This window comes from Shewanella sp. MSW (genome assembly GCF_007636515.1).
Lineage (GTDB): Bacteria > Pseudomonadota > Gammaproteobacteria > Enterobacterales > Shewanellaceae > Shewanella > Shewanella indica.
Map to the genome: position 1 here is coordinate 63,124 of NZ_LVDR01000020.1, position 15,241 is coordinate 78,364.

The 15,241-nt window shown below is 53.7% G+C and carries 10 protein-coding genes and 2 rRNA genes; 4 read left to right on the forward strand and 8 right to left on the reverse strand.

What is annotated here, in order from left to right; all coding sequences use genetic code 11:
- The first annotated feature begins 102 nt into the window (after positions 1 to 102).
- Positions 103 to 2,637, forward strand: a complete 2,535-nt coding sequence (locus AYI96_RS17800; protein ID WP_144362086.1) for a penicillin-binding protein 1A — start codon at positions 103 to 105, stop codon at positions 2,635 to 2,637.
- A gap of 84 nt (positions 2,638 to 2,721) precedes the next feature.
- Here AYI96_RS17800 and argH read toward each other — a convergent pair whose 3' ends face one another.
- From argH to argC, 5 genes are all read right to left on the reverse strand, one after another.
- Positions 2,722 to 4,089 (reverse strand): argininosuccinate lyase, encoded by a 1,368-nt coding sequence (argH, locus tag AYI96_RS17805; protein WP_071475627.1) that lies wholly within the window; start codon positions 4,087 to 4,089, stop codon positions 2,722 to 2,724.
- A gap of 65 nt (positions 4,090 to 4,154) precedes the next feature.
- On the reverse strand, positions 4,155 to 5,378 hold the full coding sequence (locus AYI96_RS17810; protein WP_025889296.1) for an argininosuccinate synthase: 1,224 nt from the start codon (positions 5,376 to 5,378) through the stop codon (positions 4,155 to 4,157).
- Positions 5,379 to 5,412: 34 nt separating this feature from the next.
- Positions 5,413 to 6,318, reverse strand: coding sequence for an ornithine carbamoyltransferase (locus AYI96_RS17815; RefSeq protein WP_039036118.1), 906 nt, complete (start codon positions 6,316 to 6,318; stop codon positions 5,413 to 5,415).
- Between the two features lie 11 nt (positions 6,319 to 6,329).
- Positions 6,330 to 7,112: an acetylglutamate kinase gene (gene argB / locus AYI96_RS17820; protein WP_025011587.1), complete on the reverse strand. Its 783-nt coding sequence runs from the start codon at positions 7,110 to 7,112 to the stop codon at positions 6,330 to 6,332.
- Between the two features lie 33 nt (positions 7,113 to 7,145).
- Positions 7,146 to 8,126, reverse strand: coding sequence for an N-acetyl-gamma-glutamyl-phosphate reductase (gene argC / locus AYI96_RS17825; RefSeq protein ID WP_039036117.1), 981 nt, complete (start codon positions 8,124 to 8,126; stop codon positions 7,146 to 7,148).
- A 264-nt stretch (positions 8,127 to 8,390) separates the two neighbouring features.
- Between argC and argE the strand changes: the two genes are divergently transcribed.
- The 3 genes from argE to AYI96_RS17840 all read left to right on the forward strand — a co-directional run bounded on the left by argE (position 8,391) and on the right by AYI96_RS17840 (position 12,859).
- Positions 8,391 to 9,542 carry an acetylornithine deacetylase gene (gene argE / locus AYI96_RS17830; RefSeq protein ID WP_144362087.1) on the forward strand — a complete coding sequence of 384 codons (1,152 nt, stop codon included), beginning with the start codon at positions 8,391 to 8,393 and terminating at the stop codon, positions 9,540 to 9,542.
- Positions 9,543 to 9,686: 144 nt separating this feature from the next.
- Complete coding sequence (ppc, locus tag AYI96_RS17835; protein WP_144362088.1) at positions 9,687 to 12,323, forward strand: phosphoenolpyruvate carboxylase; 2,637 nt, start codon at positions 9,687 to 9,689, stop codon at positions 12,321 to 12,323.
- Positions 12,324 to 12,352: 29 nt separating this feature from the next.
- The gene (locus AYI96_RS17840; protein WP_052248306.1) at positions 12,353 to 12,859 is read left to right on the forward strand and encodes a DUF1439 domain-containing protein; all 507 of its coding nucleotides are present in this window, start codon (positions 12,353 to 12,355) and stop codon (positions 12,857 to 12,859) included.
- A gap of 70 nt (positions 12,860 to 12,929) precedes the next feature.
- On the opposite strand, the gene AYI96_RS17845 is transcribed toward AYI96_RS17840, so the two are convergent.
- The 3 genes from AYI96_RS17845 to AYI96_RS17855 all read right to left on the reverse strand — a co-directional run.
- On the reverse strand, positions 12,930 to 14,204 hold the full coding sequence (locus tag AYI96_RS17845; protein WP_039036113.1) for a CinA family nicotinamide mononucleotide deamidase-related protein: 1,275 nt from the start codon (positions 14,202 to 14,204) through the stop codon (positions 12,930 to 12,932).
- 435 nt (positions 14,205 to 14,639) lie between these two features.
- Positions 14,640 to 14,755, reverse strand: a 5S ribosomal RNA gene (gene rrf / locus AYI96_RS17850).
- Between the two features lie 179 nt (positions 14,756 to 14,934).
- Positions 14,935 to 15,241, reverse strand: a 23S ribosomal RNA gene (locus AYI96_RS17855); the annotation flags it as partial.

Genomic DNA, 15,241 nt, shown 5'->3' on the forward strand with positions numbered 1-15,241 from the left:
AGCACATTACAACGGCTAATTTTTTGACGCTGCCTTTTTACTTCACCCTGCACAAAACGCCTTATATACTATTGTGCCCGCAGCAAGTTTTGGAATAATCTCGTGAAGTGGTTAAAACGTATACTCATAGCTCTATTCAGCCTGGCCCTTTTGGGGGTTGCAGCTATCGTTGGAGCCTACTTCTACGTCCTGCCCGAACTCCCGGATGTCGCCACACTCAAGACAGTGCAACTGCAAACACCACTGAGGGTTTATTCCAGTGATGGCAAGCTGATCTCACAATTCGGTGAAAAGCGCAGGATCCCGTTGGAATTGGCCGATGTGCCCAAACCATTACTGCAAGCCTTTCTGGCAACCGAAGATTCACGTTTTTATGAGCACAAAGGCGTCGACCCCATAGGGGTAGCTCGGGCCGCACTGGTTATGTTGGCCACCGGCGAAAAAAAGCAGGGCGCCAGTACCATTACCATGCAGGTGGCCAGGAACTTCTTCCTGACCCGAGACAAGACAATTATTCGTAAAGTCAAAGAGATATTTATCTCTATCCACATAGAGCAGCTGCTGACCAAAGATGAAATTCTGGAGCTCTATGTCAACCGTATCTATCTTGGACAGCGGGCCTACGGGGTTGGCGCCGCGGCTCAAGTATATTATGGCAAGGAAGTCAAAGACTTGACGCTTGCTGAAATGGCAGTTATCGCCGGCTTGCCGAAAGCGCCCTCAACACTCAACCCTATCACCTCCCCCAGCCGAGCTTTGACTCGTCGTAATCTGGTGCTCAACCGTATGCTGGAGGTCGGCTACATCACCCAGAGTGAATACAACGAGGCCAGCGCCCAACCTATTACCGCCAAATACCATGGTGCCGAAATCGATCTCTATGCCCCCTATATTTCAGAGATGGCCAGGGATTATATGGTACAAAAATACGGTGAAGAGGAAGCCTATACCGGAGGATACGATGTCTACACCAGCATAGACTCCTCACTGCAGTTAAAAGCCCAAAAGGCACTGCGCAACAATGTCTACGCCTATGATGAACGCCATGGCTATCGAGGCCCGGAAGCGGTTCTCTGGACAGACAAGCAACCTGATGAGAGCGAGTTGATTGCCACTCTTAAGAAAACCATGCCCATTCAAGAGCTCAGGCCTGCTGCCGTATTGAAGGTAGAAGAACAACAAGCTGAAGTACTGCTCGCTTCAGGAGAAAAGCTCACTCTGCCTTGGGATGGCCTCAAATGGGCCCGCAAATTTATCAGTGACAAACGCCAAAGCGCACCACCGAAGAAAGCCGAACAATTCCTGAAAGTGGGCGAACAGATTTGGGTACGTCACAACGGCGATATCTGGCAACTGGCTCAGGTGCCTCAGGTTGCCAGCGCCATAGTCTCGATAGATCCTAAAGATGGTGCAATTCAGGCACTGGTCGGTGGTTACAGCTTCAGTCAGAGCCAGTACAACCGGGTGACTCAGGCCAAGCGTCAGTTGGGCTCCAACATAAAACCTTTCCTATATGCCGCAGCGCTGGAGAAAGGCTATACCCTGGCGACACTGATCAACAACGCGCCTATCAACAAACCGGATCTCAGCCAAGGTACGGCTTGGCGTCCCAAGAACTCACCCGACGTATACGGCGGCCCCACCAGGCTGCGTCTGGGGCTGGCACAGTCTATCAACGTGATGTCGGTAAGAACCCTACGCTATGTTGGGCTGGATGCCGCCATCGACAAACTGGTACAGTTTGGTTTCGATGCCAAAGAGCTCAACCACAACGAATCTCTGGCGCTGGGTTCACCATCAGCCACACCTTTGCAGGTGGTCACAGCCTTCTCAACCTTCGCCAACGGGGGTTATCTGGTTGAACCATACTTCATCAAACGGATCCTGAATGCCCAAGGCGAAATCCTTGAACAGGCTCATCCGGCTCTGGCTTGTGACGCGCCGCTTAAGGCTGAAGAGGATATGGCGGATAACGCCATAATCGATTTGACTATGCAAGAGCCGCTGCAGCCCCTGGTTCAGGAAGATCCTTTCAGCTGTGACAGCCCTAGCGCCCGTCACGCCAAGCAGGTGATCAGCGAGCAGACCGCATTCCTAATCACCGATGCCCTCAAGAGTGTTATCTGGGGTGGCGGTAACTGGAGCAAAGGCACTGGCTGGAACGGTACCGCCTGGCGCGCCGCCAGAGTGGTCAAACGCCATGACATAGCCGGTAAAACGGGAACAACCAACGAATCGCGGGACACCTGGTTCAGTGGCTACAATCCTAAGCTTGCCACCACTGTCTGGGTCGGCTTCGATGACCATGGCCGTGAGCTGGGACGTACCGCCTGGAATGCCAGCGGCGCCAAAGATCAGATTTCAGGGGCCGAATCCGGTGCCAAGACCGCGGGCCCAGGCTGGAACGAGTTTATGCGCGATGCCCTGGAAGGAACGCCGGAAGAACCCAGCATTCCACCAGCTGGAATCGTTTCGGTGCGTATTGATTTAGACAGCGGCAAGCTGTCGCGTAAGACAGACTACACCAGCGACTTCGAGTACTTTATTCAGGGTACAGAACCCAAGGAATACGCCACCGGCGCCGAAGATGACAGTGACATCTTTATCGAAACACCGCCGGAAGAGCTATTCCAGTAACTGTCTGTTTAACACCGCCTGTTAAACATTAAAAAACGCGCCGATTGGCGCGTTTTTGTTTGGCTCGAATCCGAGGGGTAACTTCTATTTGGCCTGCTTGGCTGTCAGCGCGGCCTTGACCTGTTCCACCGCGGTACCACCGAGGATATTGCGTTTCGCCAGGCAAGAATCGATACTCAGATGCGGATAAACATCCTCCGCTATGATGTCGGCATAGCCTTGCAAGACTTCAAGTGGCAAGGCTTCCAGTGGCTTACCCTCGGCAATAGCATGCAACACCACTTCACCCACAACGTGATGCGCCTGTCTAAAGGGCATACCTTTGCCCACCAGATAGTCCGCCAGCTCAGTGGCATTGGCGTATCCCTGTTGAGCTGCGGCCAACGCATTGTCACGGTTAACCTTGACACCTTCGAGCACCAGAGCCGCCATTTTCAAACACAGGCTCCAGCTGTCCATCACATCGAACAAGCCTTCCTTGTCTTCCTGCATATCCTTGTTGTAGGCGAGTGGCAGCGCCTTCATGGTGGTGAGGATCCCCATCAAGCTGCCGTATACCCTGCCCGCTTTACCGCGGATAAGCTCAAGCGCATCGGGGTTCTTCTTCTGCGGCATCAAGGAAGAACCTGAGGTGACATTGTCGGCCAGTTCGATGAAGTTGGCTTCGCCGGAATTGAAGAAGATCATATCTTCGGCCATACGACTTAAGTGCATCATGCTGATAGAGGCATCGCTGCAGAGTTCGATCACATGGTCACGATCAGACACGCTGTCCAGGCTGTTGAGGGTAGCAGAGGCAAAGCCCAGGCTGGCCGCCAGCGCCTGACGGTCGATAGCATAAGCTGTACCCGCCAAGGCGCCACAACCCAGAGGGCAGGTGTTGAGGCGACTCAGTGCATCCTGCAAGCGGCTGATATCCCGCTCAAACATTTCCACATAAGCCAAAGCCCAATGGCCAAAGGTCACGGGTTGCGCCCGCTGCAGATGGGTATATCCCGGCATCACCGCATCCAACTCGCGCTCGGCCAAGGCCAGCAGCCCTTGTTTGACTTCAATCAACAGACTCAGCAGGTGTGCGCCTTCCTGTTTGCACCACAGCTTGAGATCGGTCGCCACCTGATCATTGCGCGAACGGCCGGTGTGCAGCTTCTTACCCAAGTCACCCACCTTGGCGATCAACTGTAACTCCACAAAACTGTGAATATCTTCGGCGCCGGAAGCGATGATCTGCTCCGGCGTATCTTTAACTTCTGCAAGCAACTCAGCCAGCGCCTGAGTCAACGCCTGGCATTCCTCCTGGGTTAACACGCCGGCCTGGGTTATCGCCTCGGCCCAGGCGACTGAGCCCTGGATATCCTGCTCCAGTAAACGGAAATCCACCGGCAGGGAATCGTTAAAGAGTTTGAAAAGTTCGCTGCTTTGGCCGCTGAATCTGCCACCCCATAAAGCCATGATAAGGTCCTCTTTCTCGGGCATAAAAACTAAGGGGCGCCAATGCGCCCCTGATATACTGACGCTTACTTACTGTTGAGCGCGCGGATACGGCTCGCCAGAGAGTAGAGGCGGATAAAGCCTTCGGCGTGTTTCTGATCGTAAACCGTGTCTTCACCGAAAGTGGCAAACGCCTCGGAATACAGGCTGTTGGGAGAACGTTTCTTCACGGCTACCGCCTGGCCCTTGAAGAGCTTGATCACCACTTCGCCGTTGATGTCCTGGGCCAGTGCCTCGGATGCCGCTAACAGCGAGTTGCACAGAGGCGTAAACCAACGGCCATCATAGACCAGATGTGCCATCTGAGCGGCCACCTGTTCCCGCCAGTTACGGCTGGTCTTGTCGAGCACCAACTCCTCTACCGCTCTCAGAGCAGCAAACATGACAGTGCCGCCCGGTGTTTCATAACAGCCACGGGACTTCATCCCCACCAGCCGGTTTTCAGTAATATCGATACGGCCAACACCGTGGGCGGCAGCAATCTGGTTCAGTTTCATCAGCGCCGCATAGGGGCTCAGGGCCTCACCGTTGACTTCGGTCACCCGGCAGTTTTCCACTTTCAGGCTGACATACTCAGGCTCATCTGGCGCATCCAGCGGATCGACTGTCATGGTCCACACCTCTTTGCTGGGCTCATTCCAGGGATCTTCCAGCTCCCCACCTTCGTGGGAGATATGCCAGGCGTTGGCATCGCGGCTATAGATCTTGGTGGCCGAAGCCGAGGTCTTGATGTTGCGCTCGGCCAGGTAAGCCAGCAGATCTTCACGGCTCTCCATGGTCCACTCACGCCAAGGAGCAATCACTTTCAGATCCGGCGCCAATGCGGCAAAACAGCCTTCGAAACGCACCTGATCGTTACCCTTGCCGGTACAACCGTGACACAGGGCGTCGGCGCCGACCTTGCGGGCCACTTCCACCTGAGCCTTGGCGATAATGGGTCTGGCCATGGAGGTACCCAGCAGATAGGTTCCCTCATAAATGGCACCGGTCGCTATGGTGGGATAGATGTAGTCTTTAACAAACTCTTCTTTCAAATCAACAATATGACACTCACTGGCGCCGGAGGCCAACGCCTTTTCTGTCAAACCTTCAAGTTCGGCTTCCCCTTGTCCAACATCGGCACAAAAGGCGACGATCTCACAGTTGTTATAGTTCTCTTTCAGCCAGGGAATAATGGCCGAGGTATCCAGGCCGCCGGAGTAGGCCAGGACAACTTTTTTTACATCTGTGTTTTTCTGTGCAATAGACATCTTAATTTTCCTAGATTCAACTGGCCCTTGGCCATCAGCTCAAAAGTGTTACCAGAACGGCATTCTGCGCGTGCATGCGGTTTTCTGCCTGTTGCAGGATCAGAGAACCTTTGCCATCCATCACCTCATCTGTCACTTCTACCCCTCTGTGAGCGGGCAAACAATGCATAAAATACTTCACCTTATACTGATCCATCAGCGGCTGATTGATCTGATAAGGATTAAATTTCGCTTCAATATCAGAAAGTTCTGTTTGGTCGCCCATGGAAATCCAAGTATCAGTGTAGACGGCATCCTGACCTTCCAGGGCGGCGATGTCCGAAGTCAGTACCAGGCTGCCACCATTCTCGGCCGCCAGTTGCTGTACTTCATTAACAATCAGACCATCGGGGAAATGCCCTTCGGGGCAGATAACCGTCATGCTGGCACCCAAAATGGCAGCGCCTATCATCAGCGAGTGGGTCACGTTGTTGCCATCGCCCACATAGGCCAATTTCACCTTGCTCAAGTCACCGAGCTGCTCTGACAGGGTCAGAAAATCCGCCAGTGCCTGACAAGGGTGGTACAAGTCCGACAGCGCATTGATCACAGGCACAGTGCCAAACTCGGCCAGCCCTTCTATGGTCTTGTGGCTGAAAGTCCGTGCCACTATGGCGTCGGCCCAGCAGGAAAGGTTACCGGCGAAATCGGCAACAGATTCGCGCTTGCCCAAAGCACCATTTTGTTGATCCAGATAAAGACAGTGGCCACCCAGCTTGTGGATACCGATATCGAAACTGACCCTGGTACGCAGGGAAGGTTTTTCAAACAGCATCACTACGCTCTTGCCCGCAAGCGCGTGTCGGTAGTCTGCCGGATTGGCCTTGATCTTCTTGGCCAGATCCAACAACGCCAGCAACTGGGATTGGGTAAGTTCTTTAATGGTCAACAGGTGCTTCATACTGCCTTCTCCTATGGTTTTATTTGCGTACCCACGGCTTCGCCCTGAGCCAATGCAGCCAGTTGCGCCGCATCTCTCCAGGAAGCAACCTGTACCGGCTGCCCCATGAGTTCTGCGACTTCCAACGCCGCCTCTACTTTGACTTTCATGCCTTTCTCTATCACGCCCAGTTTCACCAGGTCGTCGATTTCGCTGCGATTAAGACTGGCGATCAACTGCCCCTTACCGTCCAATACTCCGGAAACATCGGAGAGCAGTACCAGCTTGCCCTGCACCAGCTTGGCCAGCACTGTGGCGGCCTGATCGGCATTGACGTTAAGCAGTTGCCCTTCGCTGGAGACTGCAATGGAGCTGACAATGGGCATCCACCCCTGAGACAGAACGAAATTGATATAGCTGCCGTCTTTGGGGGAAACTTCACCCACCAGCCCCAAGCGTTCATCTTTAATTACCGCATCGACCAAGTTGGCATCCGCCAGACTCATGCCAACGCTGGCGACACCGGCCTTGATGGCCGCCGCCTGCAGTATCTTGTTGGACATACCGGCCAGAGCGCCGGCGATGATCGGCATCTGCTCCGGCGGGGTGACCCGCAAGCCGTCGAGCTTCACCGTATCCATGCCATTGGCCTTGAGCTGTTCATCCACCAGATAACCGCCACCATGAACCAGAACCACCTTCTGTCCCTGGGCCAGCATTTTCGCCGCAGTATCCATCAGCCTGGCCATTCCCATCTCACACTGCATCAGTGCGCCGCCAACTTTCAGAACCAACACCTTGTCTTTCGTGCTCATAGTGACAACTCTCTCTAACCGTTCCGGGAATAATTAGTATTTAAAGTGAATCTTTATGCATTGAAGCGCCTGACTGGCAGCGCCTTTCATCAGGTTGTCTATGGCACTGGCCACCACCAGATAATGGTTCTGTTCATCAAACTTCCATCCCAGATGACAATTGCCCGTATGTACCACGTCATCCACCTTAGGGAATTGGTTCTGCTTTACGCTGACTATGCTCGAGCCATGGTAGATACTGTAAGCCTCGGCAACGTCCTCTGCCTTGGTACCCGGCTTGAGCTGCAGCGTAATAGTGGCGAGAATGCCGCGTTTGAAGTTGCCAAGGTGCGGAGTAAAAATCACTTCCTGCCCCAGTTGGCTGGCGATTTCGGGCTGATGCCTGTGACCAAGCACACCGTAGGGCGTTAAACTCACTTCACAGAAACTGGTGTGCAGCTGCGCCTTGCGTCCGGCTCCGGTCACACCGCTAACGGCATTGATAACGGGGAAGGCATCTGTCATCAGTGACTTGAGCGGCTTAAGCGCCAACAGGGATGCCGTGGGATAACAACCGGGAACCGCAATCATCTTGCTGTTGGCAATCGCCTCGGCATTCCACTCGGCCAGGCCATAAACCGCCTGTGCCAATACTTCGGCTTGGTTATGCTCAAAGCCATACCACTTGGGATAATTGGCCGCGTCGCTGAAACGATAGGCACCGCTCAAATCAAATACCGCCAGCCCCTGGGCATAAAACCAGGCCGCCAATTCCAGGCTTACCGAATGTTCGGTCGCCAGCGCCACGGCGTCGGCCTGCGCCACTATCTGCTGTTTGGCCTCTGGCGTTAACGGCTGCAACACTGCAGAGATATGTTGATAAATAGGATAAAGCTCGGCCAGGCTTTTGCCCTTATCCAGACTATTTTCAGAGACATACAACCCTTGAATGCTTAACTCTGGCTCGGCTTGGATCAGGGCGGTTAACTGGGCACCTGTATATCCACTGGCCCCTATAATGGCGATATTTTTCATGGTTTCTAATTCTTAAAGCTAATCAAAAAAGGAAGGGCACAACGAAAGCCCGTGGCTCAACGCCTAATGACAAGTTTATCGTCGCAGGGAGTTATTGCAGTTTTGGGTCTGAATCAAGCTCAAGGTCGAACTCAACATACTTAGTCTCACTGAATTTAGTCACCATGAAAGATGACACTGGCTTTAGCTGTTTGCTAGACTAACACAGCAATTTATTTATGCAATATATATGAATAGTTATTTTTAATGTTTTGCAGGATAGTCATGAAAAAACTGCCGGAACTCACAGAAAGCTTCAGTGCGCTTATCGCCTCGCCCTCCATCAGTGCCCTGGAGCCCGAGCAAGATCAATCCAATGCTGCCGTTATCGACTTGCTGGCCAACTGGTTTAGCGATTTGGGGTTGGAGTGCCGCCGCCAGCCGGTGCCCGGCAGTCGCAACAAACATAACCTGCTGGCCAACCTGGGTACTGGCCAAGGTGGCCTACTGCTGGCCGGGCACACAGACACAGTGCCGTTCGATGAAGGCCGTTGGCAGCATGATCCCTTTCGGCTAACCGAAAAAGATAATCTTTGGTATGGCTTGGGAACTTGTGACATGAAAGGTTTCTTTGCCTTGATATTGGAGGCCTTGAAACAACTGCCGCTGACACAAATGAAGCGGCCTCTTTATATTCTCGCCAGTGCCGATGAAGAAACCACAATGAATGGGGCCAAGGCCTTTGCCGCCAACGCTGCAATCAAGCCTGAATTTGCCATCATAGGCGAACCCACCAGCCTGCGGCCGGTTTATATGCATAAGGGGCACATGGCTCAAGGCATTCGGGTAACAGGCCGGAGCGGCCACTCGTCGGATCCGGCCAAGGGACTCAATGCCATAGAAGTGATGCATCTGATCATAGGCCGACTACTTAAACTCAAGCAGCATTTGAGTGAACACTATCGCGAAAACGCCTTCAGTGTGCCTTACCCAACCATGAACTTTGGCCATGTCCACGGCGGCGATGCCGCCAACCGTATCTGTGGCTGCTGTGATCTGCATCTGGATATTCGCCCGCTTCCCGGGTTGGCTTTGACCGATCTGCAACTCATGCTGCAGCAGTATTTACAGCCGGTCTGCGAGCAATTCCCGGGGGCGGTTTCCATCAGCGAACTCTATCCCGGCTCAGAGCCCTTTGCCGATGATAGAGACTCTCCCTGGAGCCAACTGGTCGCCAGCCTGGCGGGGCAGGCACCGCAAGTGGTGAACTATGCCACAGAGGCGCCTTATATTCGGCAACTGGGGTGCCACACTCTGGTATTGGGACCCGGCAGCATAGAGCAGGCTCATCAGCCCGATGAATATTTGGATACGGCGCAGATCAAACCCACGATAAATTTGCTGAAACAGCTTATTTATCATGCCTGTATAAAATAATGATCCAGCCCACAGCCGCTGGAAACAACGCGAGGCAAATACCTCAGCGTATTGACCACAGGGCACAGTGCTGGTTATTGTGCTCTACTCAAGTCCGCCCGAAACGACGACTCTTTCTCACTATTCTTTGGAGCAATCAACACGATGGCAGATATGTATGCATCCTTAAGATCCAACGTCAGTATGCTTGGGCAGATCCTCGGCGACACCATGCGATCCGATTTGGGGGAGCCATTTCTCGATAAGGTGGAGCAGATCCGCCAACTGGCCAAGAGTTCCCGTCAGGGTGACGAAAGCGCCCGCCAGCAGATGTTGGAACTGCTGACGGCCTTGCCCGATGACGAACTGGTGCCGGTCACCAAAGCTTTTAACCAATTTCTCAACCTGGCGAATATCGCCGAGCAGTTTCATACCATCAGCCGCAACTGTGATGAGCTGGTGTGTGTACCGGATCCCGTGGAGCAACTGCTCGGACGCATGCTCAACGGCCCCATAGATCAGAAGCAAATGCTGTCCTGTCTCAGGGAGATGAACATAGATCTGGTACTGACGGCACACCCGACCGAGATATCCCGCCGCACTCTGATCCAGAAGTACTCATCTGTGGTCGATTGCCTGACGGCACTGGAAAACGATCAGCTCAGCGAGCGCGAGTTTAAACAGATCAATCTGCGACTGCGGCAGCTAATTGCCCAGATTTGGCATACCAATGAGATCCGCCGCGAACGCCCAACGCCGGTGGATGAAGCCCGCTGGGGTTTGGCGACTATCGAAACCTCACTGTGGCAGGCGATTCCCGACTTTTTACGCCAGCTCAACGACCAGGTAGAAGAACGCACCGGCAGCCAACTACCGATTGATATCGCTCCGGTGCGATTCTCCAGCTGGATGGGGGGCGACCGTGACGGCAACCCCTTTGTTACCGCCGAGGTCACTCAGGAAGTATTGGATCGTAACCGCCATGCCGCCGCCAGACTCTATCTCAAAGATATCGTCTCTCTGGTTGGCGAATTGTCCATGGAAGAAGCCAACGAGGAGCTGAGCCAGTATACCAACGGCAGCTGCGAACCTTATCGTGACGTGCTCAGAGATCTGCGCCAAAAGCTGCGCAACACCATAGACTATCTCAATGCCCGCCTCGAAGGTCATCAGCCCGAGGTCGACAACCATAGCATCATCTGGCATCAGGACGATCTGAAAAAACCACTGCTGATGCTGTATCAAAGCTTGTGTGATTGCGGCATGAGCCTGATAGCCAACGGCTTGCTGCTGGATATGCTGCGCCGCTTGGCCTGCTTCGGCATTCATATGCTGAGGTTGGATATCCGCCAAGATGCAGAGCGCCACGCCAATGCCATTGCCGAGCTTACCCGCTACCTGGGCATGGGTGACTTCAACCATTGGGATGAGACAGAAAAGCAGGCCTTCCTGCTCAGGGAACTGGCCAATCGTAGACCCTTGATCCCGGTAAACTGGCAGCCATCAGACGAGGTGGCCGAGGTACTGGCAACCTGCCGCTTGATAGCCACTCAGCCTCAACAAGCACTGGGCTCCTATGTGATATCCATGGCCAGCCAACCATCCGACGTGTTGGCGGTACTCTTGCTGCTCAAGGAAACCGGCTGCCGCTATCCCATGCGGGTAGTGCCGCTGTTTGAGACCCTGGACGACCTCAATAATGCCGCCGATTGCATCTCAGCCCTGCTCGATATCGATTGGTATCTGGGTTACACCAAAGGCATGCAGGAAGTAATGATTGGTTATTCGGATTCGGCCAAGGATGCCGGAGTCATGGCCGCGGCCTGGGCACAATACCGGGCGCAGGAACAACTGGTTGCTGTGTGTAAGAAGGCCGGCGTCAAACTGACTCTGTTCCACGGCCGTGGCGGTACTATCGGTCGTGGCGGCGGCCCTGCTCACCAGGCGATTCTGTCACAGCCTCCGGGCTCAGTTGACGGACGGATCCGGGTGACAGAGCAGGGAGAGATGATCCGCTTCAAATTCGGCCTCCCCAAGTTGGCGGTGCAGTCACTGGCGCTTTACACCTCGGCGGTGATGGAGGCCACTTTGCTTCCGCCTCCCGAGCCCAAACAGGAGTGGCGGCAATGCATGCAGCGACTGGCCGATGAATCTGTACTGGCCTACCGCAGCATCGTCAGGGAAGAAGCTGACTTTGTTGCCTATTTCAGAGCCGCAACGCCTGAAGTAGAGCTGGGTAAACTGCCACTCGGCAGCCGACCGGCCAAACGCCGGGTGGATGGCGGTATCGAAAGCCTGCGCGCCATTCCCTGGATATTCGCCTGGTCACAGAACCGTTTGATGCTGCCGGCCTGGCTCGGTGCCGGTGAGGCTCTTGAAGCCGCGGCCAAGCGAGGAGAACTCTCTTTGCTACAGGAGATGGAACGCCAGTGGCCCTTCTTCAACACCCGTATCTCCATGCTGGAAATGGTGTATGCCAAGGCAGAACCCAACCTCGCCCGCTATTACGACACCTGCCTGGTGCCTAAAGAACTGCGTCACTTGGGTGAGGCCCTCAGGGAGAGACTACAACAGGGGATCCAGGCAGTACTCGAACTGACCCGCTCTGACAGCCTGATGTCGCATACTCCTTGGAACCGGGAGTCGGTGCGGCTTCGCAACCCCTATATCGACCCGCTCAACTTCCTGCAGGCCGAGCTGTTGGCCCGAAGTCGCAAGGAACAGGAAACCTCGGAACAATTGCAACTGGCGCTGATGCTGACCATAGCCGGTGTCGCGGCGGGCATGAGGAATACAGGGTGAGGCTGCACCTAATACTGTCTCTGTGGTTGATGCTGATGTTGGGCGGCTGTGTCAGCCAATACAGCATCAGCGAAGGACAGCTGGAATCCTATCTGAATAAAGAGCTGCAACTGGATATGCAAGACACCCAGGGGCCACTGGCAACAGAGATCCAGTTGAATAGGGTAACTGTCAAATTGGGGCACAAGCCGGATACCATGGCGGTGAAAGCCACCTCTGAGCTGATACTCAGAACGCCGCTGTTTCCCTTGCGTGCCAGCCTGACAACAGAGTTTGAGGCCAAGCCTTGGTATGACAACCAAACCCATGGCGTCTATCTTCGTGGTCTGGAATTGACCTCTGTCGAGTCCAATCCCAAGGATATTCAGCGGGCTTTACAGGGTATTGCCCCGCAGTTGATGGGCTTTATCCGCAACTTCCTCGAAAGTCAGCCGGTTTATGTTCTGGACACCCAGGACAGCAACCAAGCGAGACTGGCCGATATGACCAAGAGCCTTCAGGTTAAACCAGGCAAGCTGGTACTGGAGTTTAAATAATCGATATTCAGCGCACAAAAAATACGCAGCCTTGGCTGCGTATTTTTATTTAACCTATTGCTGCCTTTGACTATTTGGCAAATCGACCAATAGATGAGTAGTCAACAATAACCGCCTCGCCCAACAACTCGCGGCGCAGCATGTCATAGGCTACTGCGCTGCTGAGACTGCGAACCAGTTCTCGAGAACGTCTTGGCAGCTGAATCATCTGGCTGTAACAACCGCCTTTGGTCGCCAAGGCTATAGCGACCGTACCGACAGGCTTCTCCTCCGTGCCGCCGTCAGGACCGGCAATACCACTGGTGGCCAGAGCATAGTCGCTATCCAGTATCGCCCTGGCCCCCATCGCCATCTCCTCAACGGTGGCAATCGACACAGCGCCATGGTCATCCAGTGTTGAAGGTTGAACCCCAAGAATCCGCACCTTGCTTTCATTGCTGTAGGTCACCAACCCCTGATGCAAATAGGAAGAACTGCCAGGGAAAGCCACCAATTGGCTGGTCAACATACCTCCGGTACAGGACTCGGCCAGACTAAGACTTAGACCTGAATTCAACAACCTGTGATGGATCTCTTCCGCCAGTGTCGCGCGATTTTCGGCAACAACCGCAGTGCCCAAAACCTGTCGCACATGATTGGTGACTCGGGGCAACAGAGCAATGGCCTTATCACCGCGGGCAAACAACTTGATCTCTATATGTGGCATAGAGGAGCGATAACCTATGGTGATCCCTGCTGGCAACTCCAATGCTTCCAGCTTATCGGCCAGCGTCGATTCGCCATGGCCCAGGGTCAACAGCTTGTTCAATGCGACTTTTGCATCCAGGCCGAACTCCTGTTTGATAAAGGGCAGAAACTGCTCCTCAACCATATGTTTCAGCTCAAATGGCACCCCGGGAGTGAAATAGAGCCAGGCACGATTGAGTTTGACTCTAAAGCCACAGGCCGTGCCAACCGGATTATCCACCATGACGGCAGACTCAGGCAGCAAAGCCTGTTTCAGATTACTCGCCGGCATCTCTCTGTTGTTACGGCTGAACCAGGCCTCCATCTTGGCACGCCATTCGGCGTTCTCAACCAGAGGCTCACCCTTGGCTTTAGCCATGGCTTCAGCCGAGAGATCATCGCTGGTTGGTCCCAAACCACCATTAACCAGAATGATATCGGCATGGAGACTACGCTCCTGAAACACAGCAATCAGATCTTCGAGTCTATCCCCCACTGTGACCCTGCGCTGCACCTCAACCCCATGCTCCATCATCACATTGGCAAACCAGGCGGCATTGGTATCTATTATCTGACCGGACAATACTTCCTCTCCGGTACAAATCATCTCTAACTTCATTCAAAGATCCCTTTGGCAAAAACTGCATATAAGTTAAGTAACAGCAGGATGAATAGCAAGCACAGCTTGATGGATGGCTGGAGCGCGAAGCAGCTTGGCTGCGAGCTAAGGGGTAAACACTGCGCCAGCCGCTTTGGGCTGCATGTTAAGTCGTGCTCGCTGGAAGCGAGACAAACAAAAAAGCCCTAGCATTCAGCTAGGGCTTTTTTGTTTGTTAGGCGTCTGGCGATGGCCAGCTTCGAGCAAGCTCTGCGCGTTCGTTTGTCGCATCAAACTGAGTTTGATAAACGCGACAACCTCACCCTACTCCACATGGGATTGGCCTCACTGCGTTCGGACTCTTTATCTTCCCCATGTGAGAGTGGATATATCAAAATGCTATTAAAACGAAAAATCCCCAACACAGAGTGCTGGGGATTTTTCATTTTATTGGGCGTCTGGCGATGACCTACTCTCACATGGGGAGACCCCACACTACCATCGGCGCGATTGCGTTTCACTTCTGAGTTCGGGATGGGATCAGGTGGGACCACAATGCTATTGTCACCAGACATATTCTTACTGGTTAATTCTCCGTCTGACGGTATTGCTCCAGCTTTATCAGCCAAACAATCACCTGCGTCATTAACCTTTGTTCTTCAATTCAGAAAGCTGTGCTCTTTTCAGAGCTTGAGTTCAAACTTCAATCAAGTATCGACTTCTTCAAGTCCGTAAAACCCATCTGGGTTGTATGGTTAAGCCTCTCGAGTCATTAGTACAGGTTAGCTCAACGCCTCGCAACGCTTACACACCCTGCCTATCAACGTCCTGGTCTCGAACGGCTCTTCAGAGGTCTCTAGGACCTAGGGATGACTCATCTTGGGGCTCGCTTCCCGCTTAGATGCTTTCAGCGGTTATCGATTCCGAACGTAGCTACCGGGCAATGCCATTGGCATGACAACCCGAACACCAGCGGTTCGTCCACTCCGGTCCTCTCGTACTAGGAGCAGCTCCCCTCAATCATCCAACGCCCACGGCAGATAGGGACCGAACTGTCT